Source organism: Pseudomonas sp. URMO17WK12:I6, assembly GCF_003253625.1.
Lineage (GTDB): Bacteria > Pseudomonadota > Gammaproteobacteria > Pseudomonadales > Pseudomonadaceae > Aquipseudomonas.
On sequence record NZ_QKYZ01000001.1, the window covers coordinates 586,182 to 605,858 of the forward strand.

Below are 19,677 nucleotides of genomic sequence, written 5' to 3' on the forward strand. Positions count from 1 at the left end.
ATGAAATTGGTCATTAATGGCTCTTACAACAGACCATTAGCCTGCCTAGGATGAAGGCATTCGCCAAGGAATTTTCCATGTACCTGCCACTTTGACGCGTTAAGGAATGAACATGAGTCAGATCGACATCCGCCAGGTCACCGCCGACGATCACGCTGCCTGGCTGCCGTTGTGGCAAGCTTACTTGCGCTTCTACAACACCGAGCTGCCCGAGGCGGTCACTCAAAGCACCTGGCAGCGCCTGCTCGACCCGAGCGAACCGACCCACGGGGCGCTGGCCTGGGTCGACGGCAAAGCGGTGGGCATGGTGCATTTCATCTATCACCGCTCGAACTGGAGCATCGAAAACTCCTGTTACCTGCAAGACTTGCTGGTGACACCCGAAACTCGTGGCACCGGCGTCGGTCGGCAACTGATCGAATTCGTCTACAGCACAGCCAAGGCCGACGGTTGCTGCAAGGTCCACTGGCTGACCCACGAAACCAACACCACCGCGATCCAGCTCTACGAGCGCATCGCCGAACGGCCCGGTTTCATCCAGTTTCGCAAAGCCCTTTAAGGTTCAAGGAGAACACCATGTCGACTTCACTCGCAGACTGGAAAGGCGTTCCGGCGCCCTCGGTCCAACTGATCGAAGGGCGTTTCATTCGCCTGGAAAAACTCGACCCGGCGCGCCACGCCGACGGTTTGTGGAAAGCCCTGGAAGGCCCGGGCTCAGACCCGAAACTCTGGGACTATCTGCCCTACGGTCCTTTCCCGGAACGCAGTGCGTTCAATGACTGGCTGAACAACCATGCGGCCAACAGCGATCCGTATTTCTTCAGTGTGATCGACCGTGTCAGCGGCGAGGTGCAGGGCCTGCTCAGCCTGATGTCGATCGTTCCTGCCCAGGGGCGTATCGAGATCGGCCATGTGACCTTCGGCGCACCGATGCAGCGTTCGCCGAAAAGTACCGAGGCGGTTTACCTGCTGGCCAGGGAAGCCTTTGCGTTGGGTTACCGGCGCCTGGAATGGAAGTGCAACAACAGCAATGCCCGCTCCAAGTACGCGGCGGAGCGGTTGGGGTTCAGTTTTGAGGGGGTGTTCCGCCAGCACATGGTGGTCAAGGGTCAGAACCGTGACACGGCGTGGTATTCGATTCTGGATTCGGAATGGCCGACGATTCAGGCGGGGTTCGAGCGGTGGTTGAGCGATGAAAACCAGACGGAATCGGGGCAGGTGAAAACGTTGACGGAGTGCCGGAGCTAAAAGCCTTAACGACAAAAGATCGCAGCCTTCGGCAGCGCCCACTGGCGCGCAGGAGCTGCCGAAGGCTGCGATCTTTTGATCTTTCTTTTTACACCAGCTTTTGCGCCAACACCGCAATATGCTCCGGCCCGATCCCACAGCACCCGCCCAAATGGCTGGCTCCCCTCTTCTGCCAGTCAGCCGCCCACATCAGGTAACCCGGCGGGTCGAGATCGTCGCGTAGCGGATCCAGACCGTCGTTGGCCGTGGCCTCTTTCGGCTGCGGCGGGAAGGCGTTGGCGTATGCGCCAATGTGAATCTTCACCCCCAGGCGCTCGAAGGTTTCCCGCGCCGCATCAATCGCCGCCCCGATCACTTCCGGCTGGCTGCAGTTGAACAGCAAAGTCTCGACACCCAACTCAGCCGCCACTACAGCGGCCTCAGCCACCGGTTCACCGGAGCGCAAACGCGGCACTTCGTCGGTGTCTTCATCTTTCAAGGTAAACGACAGCCAGAACGGTTTGCCGTCCTTCGGCAGACCGGCATGGATCGCCCGTGCTTCGACGATCGAACTCTGGGTTTCGGCCAGCCACAGGTCGACATGAGGCGCCAGACCATTGACCAGAGGGCTCAGCAGTTCAGTCACCCGAGCAGCGTCGAACAAGTCCGGGCGGTAGGAGCCGAATAACGGCGGCAATGAGCCGGCCACACGAACCGCTTGGCCCGAAGCATCGACTGCACGCCGGGCCAGCTCACCGGCCAATGCCGCGAGCGCCTGACCCTCAGCGGTAAAACGCGCTTCACCAATATGGAACGGCACCACCGCGTAACTGTTGCTGGTGATCACGTTGGCACCGCTTTCAATATAAGCCGCGTGCACCGCCTCCACCGCCTGCGGCGCTTCGCTCAAGGCCAGCGCCGACCACTCGGGCTGCCTGAACGGCGCCCCTCGGCGCTGCAGCTCCCGACCCATGCCACCATCCAGAATTACCGTCCCTGCGCCCATATGCTTTTCACTCATAAGCTTATGAAAATAACTCACTATCAGAGTCGTTCTTATAACTATTTAATACGCACCACTCGGTTAATAACAACCTCTTTTTTTTCAGGGATCAACTGTGAAATTTCAACCGCTGCTGGCCCTGGGCCTGACGATTCTGGCTGCCTCCACCCAAGCCTTTGCCGGCGCCACTCTGGATCGCATCGAGCAAAAGAAAGAACTGGTCGGCGTGTTGATGGAAAGCTATCCACCCTTCTCGTTCCTCAACGATCAAAACCAGCTCGACGGTTTCGACGTCGACGTGGCCAAGGCCGTGGCGGACAAACTGGGCGTCAAGCTGCGTCTGGAAACGCCGTCCTGGGATGTGATTGCCGCCGGCCGCTGGAGCGGGCGTTACGACATCTGCATCTGCTCCATGACCCCGAGCAAGGCCCGCGCCGAAGTCTTCGACTTCCCGGTCGAGTACTACGCCTCCCCTGCCGTGATCGTGGTCAATGCCAAGGACGATAGCATCCACAGCGCCAAGGACCTGAGCGGCAAGAAAGTCGGTCTCACCAGCGCCTCCAGCTATGAAAGCTACCTGAACAAAAACCTGGTGATCGAAGGCGCCGAAGACACCCAATTGCAGTACCCGTTCGAGAACGTGCAGATCGCCCCGTATGACACCGACAACGTCGCGTTCCAGGATCTGGGCTTGGGCGCTGGCGTGCGTCTGGACGCGATCCTCACCAACCTCGTCACCGCGCAACCGCGCCTGAACGAAGACAAGCGCTTCAAGCTCGCCGGCCAGCCGCTGTACTCGGAGCCGAACTCGGTGGCCATCGAAAAAGGTGACGCGCAGTGGGACGCCAAAGTGCGTGATGTGTTCGCTCAGTTGAAACAGGACGGCACCTTGAGCAAGCTGTCGCAAAAATGGATCGGCGCCGACATCAGCAAATGACTTCCTTCCCCAAACCTCCTCAGCCGCCGCAACCGGTGGCTGAGTCATTACTGCAACGGGTCTTCGGCTTCCGTACCCGGCTGTACCTGACTTGGGCGGCGATGTTCGGCTTGTTCGCCAGTTTCTTCCTGAGCTTCGACCTGAAGTTCTCGATCATCCTCGACAAACTGCCGAACCTGATCGGCCTGCACCTGGCGCCCAACGGCTTTCTGCAAGGCGCGGCGCTGACGCTGTTCTTGTGCCTGTGCTCGATTGTGGCTTCGTCGCTGCTGGGCTTCATCACGGCCCTGGCTCGACTGTCGAAAAGCGCCGTGGCGTTCGGCATCGCAAGTTTCTATGCCTCGTTCTTTCGCGGCACGCCGCTGCTGATCCAGATATTGCTGATCTACCTAGGCTTGCCGCAATTGGGCGTGGTGCCGGGCGCCATCGCCGCCGGTATCATCGCCCTGTCGCTGAACTATGGCGCCTACCTGAGCGAAATCTTCCGCGCCGGCATCCTCGGCGTTCCCCACGGCCAACGCGAAGCATCGCTGGCCCTGGGCATGCGCGAAACCGTGATTTTCTGGCGCGTCACCCTGCCCCAGGCCATGCGCGCCATCATCCCGCCCACCACCAACCAGTTCATCTCCATGCTCAAGGACTCGTCGCTGATCTCGGTGATGGGGGTTTGGGAAGTGATGTTCCTGGCGCAATCGTACGGGCGCTCGAGCTATCGCTATATCGAAATGCTGACGACGGCGGCGATCATTTATTGGCTGATGTCGATTGGACTGGAGCTGATTCAGGCGCGGATGGAACGGCATTACGGGAAGGCGTATGTGAGCCGGTAAGAGCTGCCGAGTGCTGCGATCCTTTGATCTGCGGCAGATGCGTTTTTGTCGGTGCGCTAGCCCCCATGTCTTGATTCACTGTAAGAAAAAGCGTCCAGTTCAAATTGGTAAAAACAGCCGCCCTCAAGCGGCTGACTATTTTCCACACAACCTGCCGACAACCCCCGCAAGCCCGCCGGAAGCAGCTGACATCGGCACCTATAGCCTCCCTTTTAGAGTTTGGCCTCCCATCAAAAGAGGCCGTACTCGATGCCCGTTCAACACAAATACCGACCACAACACCTGGCGCTGGCCATTGCGCTTGCGCTGGGTTGCGCCGAATTTTCAAGCGCCCAACAACTACCCGCGCAAGCTGAGGCAACGAATATCGCTGAGGTAACCGGGCAGCTTGATACTGAGCCGCACCCGCTTACCCGGCTTCTAGCCTTTATCGAGGCGGACACCACCTTTCAAACGGTGATTGATGCGCCGCAGCCCGCTCGGCGAGGTACTTCCCTGAGACCGGAAAATAGAGATGACCTCATCATCGTCAAAAATGGTGGAAGCTTCGAAGGTCGGGTCGATGGCGGCAAAGGAACCAACGTCATACAGCTTGATGCAACTGACGGTGGCCGATTGGGGAATACCCGCAACTTCAACGGCCTGTATGTTTCGCAGGGATCCTGGACGCTGACCAGTACCGGAGATTTCAACATGGGTGTGGTGGTGCTCGATGACGGCATCCTGACCAATGACGGGAAAATCGAAGGTGGGGCGATTACGGTCGGAAAGCTCTTCAACAATGGCGACATCAAAGGTCATGTAACAGTCGCGCACGGCGGTACTTTTGCAGGTGCAGGCACCGTCGGTGGCCTGGATGTCTCCGGCCGCGTCAACGTCGATGGATTGCATGGCGCCCCAAGGGTCAAAGGCAATTTGAACCTGTCCAACTCAGCCATCCTGGCCTATGAGGTCAACCCCGACGGCCGTCACGAAACGATCAAAGTCGACGGCACCGCCAGCCTCGGCAATGCCACCCTGAAAATCGTCGCAGTATCGGGTGACTATCCGCAAACCACCCAGTACACCATTATCGAGGCCGACAAGGTCGATGGGCATTTCGGCAATATTGAAAACAATCTTGCATTCATGACGGCCACCCCGGACTACAGCGACGAAAAGGCCGTCCGCCTGACCTACGCTCGCAACGAAGTGCCTTTCGAGAGTCTCGCGACCAACAAAAACGGTCGGGAACTCGCCCGCAGTATTGAAGAACCCAAAGCCAGTCCGACGGCGCAGACACCTCCCAATACCGCGAACGCCGCTGTCACGGCCCTGCTTGCCTCCACCACCGAAACAGCCTCCCAGGCCATCGACCAGCTGGACGGCGGCAACAACGCCAACCTTGCGAAAGCGACCCTGAACAGTGACAGCCCAATCAGCGCGACCATGCTCTCGGCCATGCGTCAGCTGCACAGCACCAGTAGCTACAGCAATTCCACCAGGCGCAATGCGCCACGCCTGGCCGCCGGCAGCGAAGACAATGGCCGAGTCTGGCTTCAAGCATTGGGTCACGGTGGAACGCTGGATCGCGACTACGACGCTCTGAAACACACAACCCACGGTCTGGTACTGGGAGCTGATTGGGGCATCGATGAAGAATGGCGCATCGGGGTGATGAGCGGAAAATCCGAAACGCGCCTGGACAGCCGCGGACTCGACGGCGATCTCGACAGCTGGCATTTGGGAGCTTATGCCCTGCGTCAAAACGGACCAATGTCCCTGCGCCTGGGTGCGACCTACAACAGTCACGATGGCAGCACTAAACGCCGGGTTGCCTTCAAAGGTTTCAGCGACCGCCCCGAAGGCCGATACGATGCCAACACCCAGCAGGCCTTTGCGGAATTGGGTTACAACCTGGGGCGGACGAGCGTCAGCATCGAACCGTTTGCCAGCCTGGGCTACCAGCGCTATCAACGCGACACTTACACGGAAAAAGGTGGCGCTGCGGCTCTGAAGGTACACGGTCAAACGCAGAACAATTTGAACGGCACGTTCGGCCTGCGGCTGGCAAAGCTCAACACTCTGGATAACGGCATGCAACTGACGCCACGGTTCAGTGCCGGCTGGAAACATACTTACGGGGACGTCTACAGCGATACCCGCCAACGATTGGTAACGGGCGGGAAAAACTTCACCGTTTCCGGTGCGCCGCTGGATCGTGACAGCCTGCTGGTCAATACAGGGCTGGACCTTGGATTGTCAGCAAAACACACCCTGGGCATCGGACTCACTGGCGAGATCGGCACCGACAGCCGTAACCACGGCGTGACGGGTCAGTGGCGAATGAGTTTCTAACAGCCACAAACCCAGTGCGAAAAAAAAGGGGAGCACATGCCCCCCCGAGGTTTAAAGCGGTATATCGAGGCTGTTAACTCAGCCTTCGATCTCGATCAGGATCTCGCCCGGGTTCACCCGGTCGCCCTTGGCCACGTGGATGGCGGTGACTTTGCCGGTGATGGCCGACTGGACTTCGGTTTCCATCTTCATCGCCTCGGTGATCAGCACGGCCTGGCCGGCTTTCACGGTGTCGCCTTCCTTGACCAGCACGTCGACGATGTTGCCCGGCATGGTGGTGCTGACGTGGCCCGGTGCAGTGGCTTGCTTGCGCTTGCTGCTGCCGCCGCTGACGAATTCGTTGAGCGGTTCGAACACCACTTCTTCCGGCATGCCGTCGATGGACAGGTAGAAGTGGCGCTTGCCTTCAGCCTTGACGCCCACACCAGTGATGTCGACGCGGTAGGTTTCGCCGTGAACGTCGATGACGAACTCGGTCGGCACGCCTTCACCACCGGCCGAAGCCACACCGCCTGCTTCCGGAATCGGCAGCAGCACTTCCGGTGTCAGGGTGCCGGCTGCGCGTTCTTCGAGGAACTTGCGACCGATGTCCGGGAACATGGCGTAGGTCAGCACGTCTTCTTCAGACTTGGCTACGGCGCCGATTTCGGCACGCAGCTTGGTCATCTCCGGCTTGAGCAGATCGGCCGGACGCACGTCGATCACCTCTTCGCTGCCGATGGCCTGACGACGCAGCTTTTCGTTCACAGTGCCCGGCGCCTTGCCGTAGCCGCCTTGCAGGTAAAGCTTCACTTCGTTGGTGATGGTCTTGTAGCGCTCGCCGGCCAGCACGTTGAAGAACGCCTGGGTGCCGACGATTTGCGAGGTCGGGGTCACCAGCGGCGGGAAGCCGAGGTCTTCGCGAACGCGCGGGATTTCAGCCAGCACTTCGCTCATACGATTCAGGGCGCCCTGCTCTTTCAACTGGTTGGCCAGGTTGGAAATCATCCCGCCCGGAACCTGGTTGACCTGCACGCGAGTGTCGACGGCAGTGAACGCGCTTTCGAACTGGTGGTACTTCTTGCGCACGGCGTAGAAGTACAGGCCGATCTCTTGCAGCAGCTCCAGGTTCAGGCCGGTGTCGAACTCGCTGCCTTTAAGGGCGGCGACCATCGATTCGGTGCCCGGGTGGCTGGTGCCCCAGGCGAAGCTGGAGATCGCGGTGTCGATATGGTCGGCGCCGTTTTCGATGGCCTTGAGTTGGCACATCGCAGCCAGGCCGGCGGTGTCGTGGGAGTGGATGAACACCGGCAGCGATTGCTCGGCCTTCAGTGCCTTGACCAGTTCACCCGTGGCGTACGGGGTCAGCAGACCGGCCATGTCCTTGATCGCCACCGAGTCGCAACCCATGGCTTCCATTTGCTTGGCTTGCGCCACGAAAGCCTCGATGGTGTGCACCGGGCTGGTGGTGTAGGCGATGGTGCCCTGGGCGTGTTTGCCAGCAGCTTTCACCGCTTCAATGGCCACGCGCAGGTTACGCACGTCGTTCATGGCGTCGAAGATACGGAACACGTCGATGCCGTTGACCGCGGCCTTGGCGACGAAGGCTTTGACCACGTCGTCGCTGTAATGGCGGTAGCCCAGCAGGTTCTGGCCACGCAGGAGCATTTGCAGGCGCGTGTTAGGCAACGCGGCGCGCAGTTGGCGCAGACGCTCCCACGGGTCTTCTTTCAGGAAGCGTACGCAGGCGTCGAAGGTCGCGCCGCCCCAGACTTCCAGCGACCAGTAACCGACTTTGTCGAGTTTGTCGCAGATCGGCAGCATGTCTTCGGTGCGCATGCGGGTGGCGAGCAGCGATTGATGGGCGTCGCGCAGGATTGTGTCGGTAACGTGGATTTGTTTGCTCATTGTTCTATTCCTCACAGGCCTGCGTGGGCGGCGATGGCGGCGGCGATGGCCAGGGCCAGCTCTTCGGGTTTGCGCTTGATCGAGTAGTTGGTCAGTTCAGGGTGGCTTTCAACGAAGCTGGTGTTGAACTGGCCGCTACGGAATTCCGGGTTACGCAGGATTTCCTGGTAGTACGCGGCGGTGGTCTTGACCCCTTGCACGCGCATGTCGTCGAGGGCTCGCAAGCCACGGTCCATCGCCTCTTCCCAGGTCAGCGCCCAGACCACCAGTTTCAGGCACATCGAATCGTAGAACGGTGGAATGGTGTAACCGGTGTAGATCGCCGTATCGGTGCGCACACCGGGACCGCCGGGCGCGTAGTAACGGGTGATCTTGCCGAAACTCGGCAGGAAGTTGTTTTTCGGGTCTTCGGCGTTGATCCGGAACTGCAGCGCGAAACCACGGTGCAGGATGTCTTCCTGTTTCACCGAGAGCGGCAAACCGGATGCGATGCGGATCTGCTCGCGAACGATGTCGATGCCGGTGATTTCTTCAGTGATGGTGTGTTCCACCTGAACCCGGGTGTTCATCTCCATGAAGTACACCTCGCCCTCGGCGAGCAGGAACTCCACGGTGCCGGCGTTCTCGTAACCCACGGCCTTGGCTGCACGCACCGACAGGTCGCCGATGTAGGCGCGCTGTTCCGGGGTCAGTTGCGGGCTCGGAGCGATCTCGATCAGCTTCTGGTTGCGACGCTGGATCGAGCAGTCACGCTCGAACAGGTGCACCACGTTGCCGAAGCTGTCGCCGAGGATCTGCGCTTCGATGTGTTTCGGGTTTACGATGCATTTTTCCAGGAACACTTCCGCCGAACCGAAAGCCTTGGTGGCTTCGGAAATCACCCGAGGAAAGGCCTGTTCGAGTTCTTCGCGACTGTTGCAACGACGAATACCGCGGCCGCCACCACCGGAGGTAGCCTTGAGCATCACCGGGTAACCGATGCGGTCGCCTTCGGCCAGGGCTTCTTCGATGCCCGACACGTTGCCTTCGGTGCCCGGCGTGACCGGCACGCCGGCCTTGATCATGCTGCGGCGCGCTTCGGTCTTGTCGCCCATGCGGCGAATGACTTCCGCCGACGGGCCGATGAATTTGATTCCGCGTTCGGCGCAGATGTCCGCCAGCTCGGCATTTTCCGAAAGGAAGCCGTAGCCGGGGTGCAACGCATCGCAACCGGTTTCCACCGCCAGGTTCACCAGCTTGCGCGGGTTCAGGTAGCCGGCCAGTGGCTCGGCACCGATGCTGTGGGCCTCGTCCGCACGCTTCACATGCAAAGCATGACGGTCGGCGTCGGAATAGATCGCGACCGAGCGAATGCCCATCTCGGCGCAGGCGCGCACGATTCGTACGGCAATCTCACCACGGTTGGCAATCAGGATCTTTTTTATCACTTGGAGGTTCCCTTGAGCCGGTGGCACCCACGACCCGATTAGACAGGTCGACGCGTGACCAAATGTTTCAATTCAGTCGCAGCTCCACACTAGCTCTCGCAAGGGATTAACAAAAATGAATAATAATTGGGTCAGGCATAAGCAAAGACTTATAGTTGAGTCATCGGCCTTCGCTCAGGATCTATAGAAAATGCGTAAGTCATTGATGCGTATGACATTGCGTCAATTGCAGATCTTCAATGAGGTGTGCGATTTAAGGTCCTACAGCCGCGCAGCCGACGAAATGTCTCTCACACAACCTGCCGTGAGCCTACAGATTCGTCAACTCGAAGAGCTGATCGGTCAGCCCTTGTTCGATTATGTCGGCAAAAAGCTCTACATGACCGAGGCGGCCGAAGCGCTGCAGCGCGCCAGCCGGGACATTTTCGGCCGCTTGGAAAACCTCGATATGCAGCTGTCGGACATGCAAGGCTCATTGCAAGGTCAGCTGAAACTGGCGGTGGAGTCCAGCGCCAAGTATTTCGTGCCGCACCTGTTTGCCGCGTTCAAGCGCCAGCACCCGGAAGTGAACCTGCACCTGACGGTGGTCAACCGTGGCCAGGTCATCCGGCGCCTGTCGGATAACCGCGATGATCTGGTGATCATGTCGATGGTCCCACAGGACATGGGGCTGGAATTCCTGCCGTTCCTCAATAACCCGATTGTAGCCGTGGCGCCGCCGGATCATCCGCTGTGCCACATGGGGCCGCTGCGCTTGCAGGATCTGGAACCCTACACGCTGCTGTTGCGCGAACCCGGTTCCGGCACGCGACTGGCCTGCGAGGAGTATTTCAAAGAGAAGCGCGTGCACTTCACCCAGACCCAGGAGGTCGCGTCGGCGGAAGCTCAGCGTGAATGCGTGCTGGCGGGTCTGGGCCTGGCGCTATTGACGCGCCATGCCCTGAACCTTGAATTGGCGACCGGCGCCCTGATTGAGCTGCCGGTCGAAGAGCTGCCGCTGCTGCGTAGCTGGTGCCTGGTGCAGGCCAAGGCCAAACGGCTATCGCCGGTGGCCCACGCATTCCTTGCGTTTATCCGCAGCGAACGGGCACAAATCAGCGCACTGGTTGAGCGTTTCGACGGGAAGTTACCGGTGCTGCCTGCCAGTAGTTGAGCTCGAGGTCGTCGGGAAATTCGCCGATTTCGGCCAGAAGCTGGCGGCGCTCGCAGCGATCTTCGATGGCGCGGCGAAATTCCATGCGGCGCTGGTCTTCTTGCTGACGACGGGTTTTGACGGCGCTGTTGCGTTCTTCGTAGGGCTGGGCCATTTCGAGTCTCCCAAGGCGAGTACGGGAGTTTCAAGATAGGCGCGAGGGATGACGGTTTGGCGGCGGGAGGGTTACAGAACGATGAACCTCACCGGCTGACTGCGAACCTGTGGCGAGGGAGCTTGCTCCCGCTGGGTCGCAAAGCGGCCCTAAGATTTTGCGACTGCTGCGCAGCCGAGCGGGAGCAAGCTCCCTCGCCACAATTCCAGCCAGAATCAATCGTCCAGCGCTTTTACTGACTTTGGCGACAACCGCAAGCTGCGAAGGCTGCGCTTGACGCTTTTCAAGTGATTGACCAGGCTCGGCCCACGGGCCATGGCCACGCCCATCGCCAACACATCGATCACTACCAGGTGGGCGATGCGCGACGTCAGTGGCGTGTAGATTTCAGTGTCTTCGTGCACGTCGATCGCCAGGTTAACGGTCGACAGCTCGGCCAACGGTGTCTGGCTCGGGCACAGGGTGATCAGCGTGGCGCCGCTTTCGCGCACCAGGTTGGCGGTGATCAACAGGTCCTTTGAGCGACCGGACTGGGAAATGCAGATCGCCACGTCGGTCGGCTTCAAGGTCACCGCCGACATCGCCTGCATGTGCGGGTCGGAATACGCCGCCGCGGTCAGCAACAAACGGAAGAACTTGTGCTGGGCATCCGCCGCCACCGCACCCGACGCACCGAAGCCGTAGAACTCGACACGCTGGGCCTGGGACATCGCGGTCACGGCTTTCTGCAACGCTACCGGGTCAAGTTTCTCGCGAACTTCCATCAGGGTGTGCAGGGTGGTGTCGAAGATTTTCAGGCTGTAGTCGGCAACCGAATCGTCTTCATGGATCGCGAATTGCCCGAAGCTCGCGCCGGCCGCCAGGCTCTGCGCCAGCTTCAGTTTCAAATCCTGGAACCCGGAGCAACCGATGGCGCGGCAAAACCGCACGATGGTCGGCTCGCTGATGCCTACGCTGTGGGCCAGGTCGGCCATGGAACTGTGCATCACCGCCGCAGGATCAAGCAGCACGTGGTCGGCGACCTTGAGCTCCGACTTGCGTAACAGGTGGCGTGACTGGGCGATGTGTTGCAGCAGATTCAAGGGGCTGGACTCTTTGTCATTGGCAGGTGCCGGGGATGTAGCACGCTTGTAGTTATACTACATGAATCGGCTTTTTGCCTGCTCAATGCGTAACTCAATGTCCCCATATCACGCGACATATGCTCCATGTAGCACCTACGAGGTTTTTTCGTCCGCGCGCAACAGCTCAGCCAGGTCTGCAGCCTCAACCGGACGGCTGATCCAATAACCCTGCACTTCATCGCAATGCTCGACCTTCAGAAACTCCAGCTGCTCCGGCCGTTCGACCCCTTCAGCCACCACTTTCAACGACAGGCCGTGGGCCATGGCAATAATCGCCCGGGTGATCGCCGCATCCTCGCTGCTCTCTCCCAGCCCACGGATAAATGCCTGATCGATCTTCACGTAATCCACAGGAATACGTTTGAGGTAGCTCAGAGACGAATACCCGGTACCAAAATCGTCGATCGCCAGCTTCACTCCCAGATCGCGCAATTGCTGGAAGGTCGCGATGATGTGCTCGACGCTGTCCAGCAACTGGCTTTCAGTAAGTTCCAGTTCCAGGTAGTGCGGCGCCAGGCCGGTTTCTTCCAGCACCTGGCGCACCAGGCTGACCAGTTTCCCCTGACGCAGCTGATGCACCGACAGATTGACCGACACCCGAATCGGCTCAAGCCCCTGACGTTGCCATTCGCAGGCTTGCCAGCAGGCCTGACGCAAGACGAACTCGCCGATAGCGTTGATCAGGCCGGTTTCCTCGGCCAGACCGATGAAATCCCCCGGCGGTACCTGGCCAAGGGTGGGGTGATTCCAGCGCACCAGCGCTTCGGCGGCATTCAACCGGCCGGTGGCGAGGCAGAGTTTCGGTTGATAAAACACCTTCAACTGCTTTTCTTCGATGGCTTTGCGCAATTGGTTCTCAAGCTGCAAACGCTCGAGCGTGCTGGCCTGCAAGCTGTCGGTGTAGAACTGGAAGTTGTTGCCGCCCAAGTGTTTGGCATGCTGCATGGCCATGTTCGACTGGCTGACCAGCGCGGAAATCTCCCGTGCGGTGTCCGGCAACAGGCTGATGCCCATGGACGCGCTCATCACCAGTTCATGCCCCTCGACAGTGATCGGCAAACGCAGCTTGGTCGACAATCGCGTCGCCACGCGCGCCAGGCTCGACAGGTTGCCGTAGGCGTCAAACAGCACCGCAAATTCATCGCCGGACAACCGGGCGATGGTGTCCGCTTCCGGCAACGCATTGACCAACCGCCGGGCCATTTTCTGTAACAGCTGATCGGCGATTTCGTGGCCGAGGCTGTCGTTGAGCAACTTGAAGCGATCCAGATTGATGTGCAGCAGCGCCAGGCTGCGCCGACCGCCCTGACGCACCCGCTGATGAGCCTCGCTTAGTCGTTCACGGAATAACGAACGGTTGGCCAGCCCCGTGAGCTCGTCGTAATGGGTGAGGTAGCGCATGCGCTCTTCGGATTCACGCCGAGCGGACAGATCAGCGAAGAAGCCAACGATATGACTGACATTTCCCCGCAAATCGCGTACGGCATTCAGTTGCAGCCACTGCGGATACAACTCGCCATTCTTGCGGGTCTCGACCAACTCGCCCTGCCAACTACCGTGCTGCTCCAGCGCCTGACGAATCGCCGCGTAATGCCGACGGGCGTCGCGGCTGCAAGGCAAATCGACCACGTTGCGCCCGAGCATGTCGTCGATTTCATAGCCAGTTACCCGACTGAAAGCCTGATTGACCGCGATCAGTGCGTAATTCGGGTCGAAAATCACGATGCCTTCGCTGGCCGCCTCGAACACCGTCGCCGCCAGCTGGCGCTGTTCTTCCAGGTGCTTGCTGGCGCTGATATCGCGACGGGTGCCGACCATGCGGATCACCCGGCCGTTTTCACTACGCTCGACCGCTCGACCACGGTCCTCGATCCAGACCCAATGGCCATCGCCATGCCGAACGCGGTACTCGATCTGATAATCCTCGGTGCGGCCCTTCAAATGCTCGACCAGCGCCCGCTTCAGCGCTGGCAAGTCGTCGGGATGCAGCCTCGGCTTGAGGTGGCGGAGCATTGCCGTCACGTATTCCGGCTCCAGCCCGAACAACTCCTGGAGCTGAGTGTGATGAACTTCGTCGGTCTGCAGGTTCCAGTCCCACAAACCGAGTTCACTCGCTTTCAACGCCAGCGCCAGCCGCGCTTCGCTCTTGCTCAAGGCCTGGTTGGCCGCATCCAGCTCCAGACTGCGCTGGGCAACCCGGTTTTCAAGGTCGACCTGGGTTTCGCGCAATGCTTCTTCGGCGCGACGACGCTGGTCGATTTCCTTGGCCAGTTCGTGATTGAGTTGCTCGCTGCGACTTTGCGCTTGCTGCAAGTGTTCGATCAGCGCCTGATTTTGAAAACGCCGCAACAAACCCTGATCGATCAACCGATTGACCTGCCAGGCGACCACGCTCAACGAGCCCAGAAGAATCAGCCCGAACCAGCCCCAGCCCTGCTCCTGTTCATCGCCGCCCCAGAACAGATAGCCGATGGCGGGCAACAGACAGGGCAAGGTAAAGGATAGAAATGCTGGCAGGCTGACCGCATAAGCGACGCTGGCCGAAAGGGCTGCGGCGCCGATCAGACCGAATACCCAGGCTTGCTGGATGAAATTGTCAGCGGGCACCAGCGCGATGCCGGCACCGGCTAGGGTCAGGCCGGTCATCGCCGAACCGAGCAGAAACATGCGACGCCAGATCGGATGGGCCTGACGGTTGGGAATCGCCGAATCGAAGGCCGCGACCTGAATCACCCGCAACGCCACCAGCGACAACAACCAGACCAGCCAGACACTGACCACGAAGTAGCGTTGCGGGCTCCAGAGCAACCCGGCGCAGACCAGACCGTTGATCAACATGAAAAGCGTCGGCAAGAGCGAGCCCTGGTACAGCAGACGCGTGCGTTCGACCGCCATCTCCATGGCGTACTGTTTGCGGATAGCCCGAGGCTCCACGGAGGGGCCCGACAGGTCGGAGCTGAGGGTCATAGGCGATGTTCTTGTTCTTATAGTTGAGCATGCGAGCCCGAATTGTGGACGGAGCATACACAAGCAAATGCCCGGACCAAACTGCCTCAGGTCATAAAATAGACAAAAGTTTTAGTCGCCCGCATCCGGCGTAAAAGCCGCCAGGCGAGCCCCGTCCCTGCTTGCAGCCAGTGACCAACCGGTCATCGTCGATGCTTCTTTCATCGGCTAATGTAAAGCTCGGTTTGCCCGGTGTGACGGCGCACCCTAGAATGCCCCGATGCGCGATGATCTCTCCCTTCTGCTGAACTCCCTCAACGATGCCCAACGCCAGGCCGTAGCTGCCTCCGTGGGTCGTCAGTTGGTCCTGGCCGGTGCTGGCTCCGGTAAAACCCGAGTGCTGGTGCACCGTATCGCCTGGTTGATCCAGGTCGAAAACGCCTCGCCCCACTCCATTCTGTCGGTGACCTTCACCAACAAGGCCGCTGCCGAGATGCGTCATCGCATCGAGCAGCTGATGGGTATCAACCCGGCCGGCATGTGGGTCGGCACCTTCCACGGCCTGGCACACCGCTTATTGCGGGCGCACTGGCAAGAGGCGGGCCTGAGCCAGACCTTCCAGATTCTCGACAGCGACGACCAGCAACGGCTGGTCAAGCGGGTGATCCGTGAGCTGGGCCTGGACGAGCAACGCTGGCCGGCCCGGCAGGCCCAGTGGTTCATCAACGGGCAGAAAGACGAAGGTCTGCGTCCACAACATATTCAAGCCAGCGGCGATCTGTTCCTGGCGACCATGCGCAGCATTTATGAAGCCTACGAGGCTGCGTGCCTGCGTGCCGGCGTCATCGACTTCTCCGAACTGCTGCTGCGCGCCCTCGATCTGTGGCGCGACCACCCGGGGCTGCTCGCCCATTATCAGAAGCGCTTCCGGCACATTCTGGTGGACGAGTTCCAGGACACCAACGCCGTGCAGTACGCCTGGCTGCGTCTGCTGGCCAAGGGTGGCGACAGCCTGATGGTGGTCGGCGACGACGATCAGTCGATCTATGGCTGGCGCGGCGCGAAAATCGAGAACATCTATCAGTATTCCGACGACTTCCCGGATGCCGAGATCATTCGTCTGGAGCAGAACTACCGCTCCACCGCCGGGATCCTCAAGGCCGCCAACGCCCTGATCGCCAACAATACCGGGCGCATGGGCAAAGAGCTGTGGACCGATGGTGGCGAAGGCGAAGCGATCAATCTGTACGCCGCGTTCAACGAACACGATGAAGCACGTTACGTGGTTGAAACCATTGAAAGCGCGCTGAAAACCGGCTTGGCTCGCAGTGATATCGCGATTCTGTACCGCTCTAACGCCCAATCGCGCGTTTTGGAAGAAGCCTTGCTGCGCGAGCGCATCCCGTACCGCATTTATGGTGGTCAGCGCTTCTTCGAACGGGCAGAAATCAAGAACGCCATGGCTTACCTGCGTTTGTTGGAAGGCCGTGGCAACGATGCGGCCCTGGAGCGGGTGATCAACGTTCCGGCCCGTGGCATCGGCGAAAAAACCGTCGAAGCGATTCGCGATCATGCGCGCCACAGCGACGTGTCGATGTGGGAAGCCATGCGTCAGCTGGTGGCCAACAAGGGCCTGACCGGGCGCGCTGCCGGTGCTCTTGGGGCGTTTATGGAACTGATCGAGAACCTCGCCGCCAAGTGCATGGAAATGCCGTTGCACCTGATGACCCAGACCGTCATCGAGCAGTCGGGGCTGATCGCCTACCACCATGCGGAAAAAGGCGAGAAAGGCCAGGCCCGGGTAGAAAACCTTGAGGAACTGGTCAGCGCCGCGCGCAACTTCGAAAACCCGGAAGAGGACGAAGAGCAATCGCCACTGGCGGCATTCCTCGGCCACGCCTCGCTGGAGGCCGGGGACACCCAGGCCGACGAGCACGAAGACAGCATTCAGTTGATGACCCTGCACAGCGCCAAGGGCCTGGAATTCCCTTACGTGTTCCTGGTGGGCATGGAAGAAGGCCTGTTTCCGCACAAAATGAGCCTGGAAGAACCCGGTCGCCTTGAAGAAGAGCGTCGTCTGGCCTATGTCGGTATCACCCGGGCGATGCAGAACCTGGTGCTGACGTATGCTGAAACCCGACGCTTGTACGGCAGCGAGACCTACAACAAGGTGTCGCGTTTCGTACGTGAAGTGCCGAAAGGCCTGATCCAGGAAGTGCGACTGTCCAACAGTGTCAGCCGTCCGTTCGGCGGAGGCCAGCAGCAGAGTTCCAGCAGCCTGTTCGGCGGCAGCGAGATCCCGGACACCGGGTTCAGCCTCGGCCAGACTGTGCGGCATTCGGTGTTCGGCGACGGTGTGATCCTGAATTTCGAAGGCGCCGGTGCTCAGGCGCGGGTGCAGGTGAACTTCAGCGAAGGCAGCAAGTGGCTGATGCTCGGTTACGCCAAGCTGGAAGCGATCTAAAACCTGCCAGTGATTTACTGTGGGGGCGAGCCTGCTCGCTCCCACAAGGTTCTGTGTTTCAGATTGATCTTATAAAAGGCGCAAAAACATGGGCTCGGGTTTCTTTTCTTCCTGGACATTCTGGGCCCTGATGTCGGCGGCGTTTGCCGCCATGACCGCGATCTTCGCCAAAATCGGCATCGAAAACGTTAACTCGGACTTCGCCACGCTGCTGCGCACGGTGGTGGTTTTGGTCAGCCTGGCCTTGATTTTGTACGCCACGGGCCAATATCAGTCATTAGGATCGATCTCGGCCAGGAGCTACCTGTTCCTGCTGCTGTCGGGACTGGCCACCGGTGCCTCGTGGATCTGCTACTTCCGCGCGCTGAAACTGGGGCCGGCCTCGTTGGTCGCTCCGGTGGACAAGCTCAGCGTGGTGCTGGTGGCGGTGCTCGGCGTAATCCTGCTGGGTGAAAAACTCGACCTGCGCCAATGGAGCGGAATCGGCCTGATTACGGCCGGTGTCGTCATGCTGGCGCTGCGGCGCTAAGCATCCTTCCTACAGAAGCTGTCCACTCGTCCTACAGACTAACGCTAACAGGCCTTATTGCGCTGACTGAAGCTGAACACAACCTGTCAGGCAAAAGCCCGAAACACTCTGCCGCTAGCCAGTAACACTTCAGCTGTGCAACATGGCGCGCGTGCCATCCACAAATGGGAATTCCCTTTATGAAACGTTTTCTTAGCATCGCCATGGCGTTGTGCATCGGCCTGACGATGAGCCTGGACGCCAACGCCAAGCGCTTTGGTGGCGGCAAGAGTGTCGGCGCTGCGCCGACTCACCAGACCAGCCAAATGGCTCCTTCTTCTCCTGGCGTGGGCGGTGCAGCCGCCACTGCCGGCGCGGCCGGTGCCGCTGGCGCTGCCGCCAAGGCCGGCGGTGCTTCGCGTTGGCTCGGCCCTCTGGCCGGTATCGCGGCCGGTGGCCTGCTGGCTTCCATGTTCATGGGCGGCGGCTTCCAGGGCATGCAGTTCTTCGACATCCTGATCATGGCGGTCATCGCCTTCCTGGTCTTCCGCTTCATTGCCGCTCGTCGTCGCAAACAGCAGGAGCATATGGCTCCGGCCGGCGCGCCGATGCAACCTGAAGTGTTCGAGCAGAAGCCAGCCATGGGTTCGATCTTCGGCGGTTCGGCCGCACCTGTTGCCCGTCCGGTGATCAATGCTCCGGCCTGGTTCAACGAACAGCGCTTCGTTGAAGCCGCACGCAACCATTTCCAGTCCCTGCAACAGCACTGGGACGCCAACGAAATGGACAAGATCGCCGAGTTCGTGACCCCGCAACTGCTGGAGTTCCTCAAGCGCGAACGTGCCGACCTGGGCGACGGCTTCCAGTCGACCTACATCGACAACCTCCAGGTACAACTGGACGGCGTTGATGACCGTGCGGACAAGACCATCGCCACCCTGACCTTCAGCGGCGTGTCGAAGACCTCGCGTTTCGACCAGGGCGAAGTGTTCAGCGAAAGCTGGAACATGGAACGTCCACAGGGCGAAAACCAGCCTTGGCTGGTCGCAGGTATCCGCCAGAACAGCTGATAACTCCGCGTTTCGCATGCTGTAATGAAAACCCCGGCTCTGCCGGGGTTTTCTATTTCACGGTTGCATCTATAGCGAGCTACTGTATAAACCGCCCAAACTAAACCGCGCCATCAAGCAAGAGGATCCCGGACGTGGAAGAAATCATCGAACAACTGCGTGAAGCCAACGAACCGGTACCGGTCCCCTTGGAGTTGCCCGACGAAGATCTGCTGGTAGAAATCGAAGAACAACTGTTCATCGACATTCCCTTCGTATTCAGAGAATTTCTGCTGACCGTCAGCGATGTTGTCTACGGCAGCCTGGAGCCGGTGACCGTCACCGACCCGCAATCCCACACCTACCTGCCGGACGTTGCCGCCAACGCCTGGGACGCTGGTGTTGATCGCAGCCTGATCCCGATCTGCCAGGACGGTGACAACTACTACTGCGTCGAAGAAGACGGCACCGTGGTGTTGTGGCTGGCCGAAGAAGAGTTACTCGCCGAAGAAACCTGGGAATCGGTCTGGCACTGGGCACGGGACGTCTGGCTGGAAAGCTGATGTACCTCTGCACGACTTTTTGTAGCAGCTGGCGCAGCCTGCGTTCGGCTGCGAAGCAGTCGTAAACC

16 protein-coding genes are annotated in these 19,677 nt (G+C 59.8%); 10 read left to right on the plus strand and 6 right to left on the minus strand.

Annotated features, from left to right (window positions below):
• The first annotated feature begins 112 nt into the window (after positions 1-112).
• Positions 113-559: a GNAT family N-acetyltransferase gene (locus tag F475_RS02760; RefSeq protein WP_111453082.1), complete on the plus strand. Its 447-nt coding sequence runs from the start codon at positions 113-115 to the stop codon at positions 557-559.
• 17 nt (positions 560-576) lie between these two features.
• On the plus strand, positions 577-1,248 hold the full coding sequence (locus tag F475_RS02765) for a GNAT family N-acetyltransferase (RefSeq protein WP_111453083.1): 672 nt from the start codon (positions 577-579) through the stop codon (positions 1,246-1,248).
• An 88-nt stretch (positions 1,249-1,336) separates the two neighbouring features.
• On the opposite strand, the gene F475_RS02770 is transcribed toward F475_RS02765, so the two are convergent.
• Positions 1,337-2,233, minus strand: a complete 897-nt coding sequence (locus F475_RS02770; protein ID WP_111453084.1) for a homocysteine S-methyltransferase family protein — start codon at positions 2,231-2,233, stop codon at positions 1,337-1,339.
• A 112-nt stretch (positions 2,234-2,345) separates the two neighbouring features.
• Between F475_RS02770 and F475_RS02775 the strand changes: the two genes are divergently transcribed.
• From F475_RS02775 to F475_RS02785, 3 genes are all read left to right on the plus strand, one after another.
• A complete protein-coding gene (locus F475_RS02775; RefSeq protein ID WP_064621156.1) occupies positions 2,346-3,167 on the plus strand; it encodes an ABC transporter substrate-binding protein in 822 nt (273 codons plus the stop codon).
• On the plus strand, positions 3,164-3,997 hold the full coding sequence (locus F475_RS02780) for an amino acid ABC transporter permease (protein ID WP_086945218.1): 834 nt from the start codon (positions 3,164-3,166) through the stop codon (positions 3,995-3,997). The genes F475_RS02775 and F475_RS02780 overlap by 4 nt, the downstream gene beginning before the upstream one ends.
• 249 nt (positions 3,998-4,246) lie before the next feature.
• The gene (locus F475_RS02785) at positions 4,247-6,334 is read left to right on the plus strand and encodes an autotransporter domain-containing protein (protein ID WP_111453085.1); all 2,088 of its coding nucleotides are present in this window, start codon (positions 4,247-4,249) and stop codon (positions 6,332-6,334) included.
• A 78-nt stretch (positions 6,335-6,412) separates the two neighbouring features.
• Here the strand turns inward: F475_RS02785 and oadA are convergent, their stop codons facing one another.
• Both oadA and F475_RS02795 read right to left on the minus strand, forming a co-directional pair.
• Positions 6,413-8,221: a sodium-extruding oxaloacetate decarboxylase subunit alpha gene (gene oadA, locus F475_RS02790; protein ID WP_018927372.1), complete on the minus strand. Its 1,809-nt coding sequence runs from the start codon at positions 8,219-8,221 to the stop codon at positions 6,413-6,415.
• 11 nt (positions 8,222-8,232) lie between these two features.
• Positions 8,233-9,648, minus strand: coding sequence for an acetyl-CoA carboxylase biotin carboxylase subunit (locus tag F475_RS02795; protein WP_111453086.1), 1,416 nt, complete (start codon positions 9,646-9,648; stop codon positions 8,233-8,235).
• A 190-nt stretch (positions 9,649-9,838) separates the two neighbouring features.
• Between F475_RS02795 and F475_RS02800 the strand changes: the two genes are divergently transcribed.
• Entirely contained in the window at positions 9,839-10,801 is a 963-nt protein-coding gene (locus tag F475_RS02800) for a LysR family transcriptional regulator (protein ID WP_007934452.1), read from the plus strand.
• On the opposite strand, the gene F475_RS02805 is transcribed toward F475_RS02800, so the two are convergent.
• From F475_RS02805 to F475_RS02815, 3 genes are all read right to left on the minus strand, one after another.
• On the minus strand, positions 10,743-10,955 hold the full coding sequence (locus tag F475_RS02805) for a PA3496 family putative envelope integrity protein (RefSeq protein WP_019020903.1): 213 nt from the start codon (positions 10,953-10,955) through the stop codon (positions 10,743-10,745). The two genes, F475_RS02800 and F475_RS02805, sit on opposite strands and share 59 nt — an antisense overlap.
• A 215-nt stretch (positions 10,956-11,170) precedes the next feature.
• On the minus strand, positions 11,171-12,037 hold the full coding sequence (gene hexR, locus F475_RS02810; protein WP_017850032.1) for a transcriptional regulator HexR: 867 nt from the start codon (positions 12,035-12,037) through the stop codon (positions 11,171-11,173).
• A gap of 135 nt (positions 12,038-12,172) precedes the next feature.
• A complete protein-coding gene (locus F475_RS02815) occupies positions 12,173-15,046 on the minus strand; it encodes an EAL domain-containing protein (RefSeq protein ID WP_111453087.1) in 2,874 nt (957 codons plus the stop codon).
• A gap of 259 nt (positions 15,047-15,305) precedes the next feature.
• Here F475_RS02815 and uvrD point away from each other — a divergent pair, with 259 nt between their 5' ends.
• The 4 genes from uvrD (at position 15,306) to F475_RS02835 (ending at position 19,609) form a co-directional block, all read left to right on the plus strand.
• Positions 15,306-17,489 carry a DNA helicase II gene (uvrD, locus tag F475_RS02820; RefSeq protein WP_111453088.1) on the plus strand — a complete coding sequence of 728 codons (2,184 nt, stop codon included), beginning with the start codon at positions 15,306-15,308 and terminating at the stop codon, positions 17,487-17,489.
• Positions 17,490-17,577: 88 nt separating this feature from the next.
• Positions 17,578-18,018: an EamA family transporter gene (locus F475_RS02825; RefSeq protein ID WP_018927368.1), complete on the plus strand. Its 441-nt coding sequence runs from the start codon at positions 17,578-17,580 to the stop codon at positions 18,016-18,018.
• Between the two features lie 179 nt (positions 18,019-18,197).
• Complete coding sequence (locus F475_RS02830; protein WP_111453089.1) at positions 18,198-19,067, plus strand: Tim44 domain-containing protein; 870 nt, start codon at positions 18,198-18,200, stop codon at positions 19,065-19,067.
• 134 nt (positions 19,068-19,201) lie between these two features.
• Positions 19,202-19,609 (plus strand): SMI1/KNR4 family protein, encoded by a 408-nt coding sequence (locus F475_RS02835; protein WP_007934432.1) that lies wholly within the window; start codon positions 19,202-19,204, stop codon positions 19,607-19,609.
• The last annotated feature ends 68 nt before the right edge of the window (positions 19,610-19,677 follow it).